The following is a 2247-nucleotide window of genomic DNA, read 5'->3' on the forward strand; positions in this document are numbered from 1 at the left end:
AATGATATTTTCTCTTGGGATGTCTAAGCCAGCAAAGGCTTGGCCGAATAATTTTTCCGCCCCACCTCTTTCTCTTGCGTAAATGTCTGCGTGGTCGAAGAAGGTTAATCCTGCGTCATAGGATTGTTGGATTAAGTCTTGGACTTCTTCTACTGATTTACCTTCAATCCGCATACAACCTACTGCTAGATTGGGTGCTGTTAAACCATTTTGCCCTAATGAGATATGTTTCATATATTTGCCTCCGATCAAGTTTAAGAAAACGTTTTCTTGTTACTGGTAAAATTATACTTGTTTTCTAGTCAAATGGAAACAAAAGTATCTGTTCCATCGAAATATCTGGTCCCAGACTTAAATGGTGTCTGTTCGGATAAATTTTGTTTGTCGGTAGGATAGGCAGAGCATGATAATCGTTCCACCCCATAAGATGGGGATCATCACACTGACACTTGTGGTATAAAAGCCGACAATAATGGCGATAATTGCAGGTAATCCCATGGCGGTTGCGACCATGCCTAAACAGTATTGGAAGGAGAATAAGTCATGGAATTTGTTTTTTTGTAAAATATTCAACCGTGAAACAATAATCATTAAGCCCCCTAAACCAAGAATAAAGATGGTCAGCTGACGGGTCATGACCAGGATCTGCTTACTTTGGGTATTCACTTCCGTTTGATAGCTGACCCGTAAACTTTCGATAAAAGTCGCATTATCAGTCATATAGTCATTCAAGTCTAATGGTAGATTAGCTGTATAGCGCGTATCTTGGTCTGTTTGATACACGAATTGGTCTTGCAGGATCAAGAGCAACTTGTCAGTCCCCTTTAAGTAGCTGTCTAAATTATCTGCACTGGGGAAAATGACTACTTGTAATTGGTCACCGTCAATAACAATATCCGACTGGTCAGATAGAAAGGCACCATTATCATAGGTAAAATTCGATAATTCGCTGACTGTTTCTTCTGGGATAATGGTCTGTAATTCTTCAAAGGCATTATTAACTGTCCCGTCTTCAACGGGCTCGAAACTTCTGGCAAAGGGCCAGGTCATGATAATCGACCAGACAACCATTACAAGGATTGACTTCCACCAGGTCATTAGGTGACGGTGGTAGAAGATATTAGCTGGACTGAACATGTCTTTCACATAGTGTATTGGAAACATTTAAATGAATCGCTCCTTTTTAGTGGTGACTCTATTATAACTGAACTTGGCTTTAACTAGGCAAGCTTTTACTTTGTCGTGTAGTGGCGGAACTTATGCTAAAATGAAAGTATTCTAATGTACAAAATTTTCAGTTAAAGAAGGAAGGCACAGTATATGAGACAAATAGATAAAAAGATTGCCATTATCGGACTAGGCAATATGGGAACAGCGATTTTAAACGGCTTGGTACAATCGGACGAGATTGATAACCAACTGATTGCTGGTTCACGGGCTAACCCTGAAAAAGCTGAAGCGGACTCAGCTAAGTATGGTTTCGCCATTTTGACAGATAATAAGGAGACGGCTAAGGGAGCGGACGTGGTTGTCCTTGCGGTAAAACCTTATTTAATCAAGGATGTGGTGGATGAAATCAAACCAACACTCACTGCGGAGACGATTGTGATTTCGGTTGCGACGGGCTACAGTTTGGCGGACGCGGCTGTACAGTTAGGGGATTCTGCGAAATTCGCTCGGGTAATGCCTAATATTCCAGCGCAAGTTGGAGAAGGAATTTCCGGTGTTGTCTATAATGAAAACTTGTCGACAGTGGATAAGGATTTAATTATGCAAATTCTCCATACTTTTGGGTCAGCGGAACAGTTGACGGAGAACCAGTTGGACGCCTTTACAGGGATTGCAGGTTCGAGTCCAGCGATTGTCTTCATGATTATTGAAGCGATGGCTGATGCTGGTGTGGCAAAAGGATTAACTAGACCTCAAGCCTTAGCCTTTGCAAAACAAGCGGTTAAGGGGGCAGCTCAGTTGGCGATTGAATCGGACTTACACCCTGGCGCTTTGAAGGATGCGGTCTGTACACCAGGCGGAACAACAATTGAAGAAGTTCGTACTGCTGAATCAATGAACCTGCGCTCAACAATTATCGAAACGATGATTGCGGGTATTGAAAAGTCGGAAAGTTTATAATTTGTGTAAATTGCTGAAAAATTGCTTTTATTGCTAGCTTTCAGAGCCATTGCCTAGTAATATGGATAGTTGAAGAGATACTACAAAATGATGAAGAATATTAAAAAGGATTGAATA

At 41.3% G+C, this 2247-nt stretch carries 3 protein-coding genes; 1 reads left to right on the plus strand and 2 read right to left on the minus strand.

Annotated elements, in window-relative coordinates; translation table 11 throughout:
• The coding region (locus ACRCJ0_RS12310; RefSeq protein WP_431390606.1) for an aldo/keto reductase at positions 1 to 234 on the minus strand (234 nt) is incomplete at its 3' end.
• Positions 235 to 351: 117 nt separating this feature from the next.
• A complete protein-coding gene (locus ACRCJ0_RS12315; protein WP_431390608.1) occupies positions 352 to 1164 on the minus strand; it encodes a DUF1189 family protein in 813 nt (270 codons plus the stop codon).
• A gap of 156 nt (positions 1165 to 1320) precedes the next feature.
• Between ACRCJ0_RS12315 and proC the strand changes: the two genes are divergently transcribed.
• Entirely contained in the window at positions 1321 to 2130 is an 810-nt protein-coding gene (gene proC / locus ACRCJ0_RS12320) for a pyrroline-5-carboxylate reductase (protein ID WP_431390609.1), read from the plus strand.
• The last annotated feature ends 117 nt before the right edge of the window (positions 2131 to 2247 follow it).

This window comes from Aerococcus sp. L_32 (assembly GCF_050689315.1).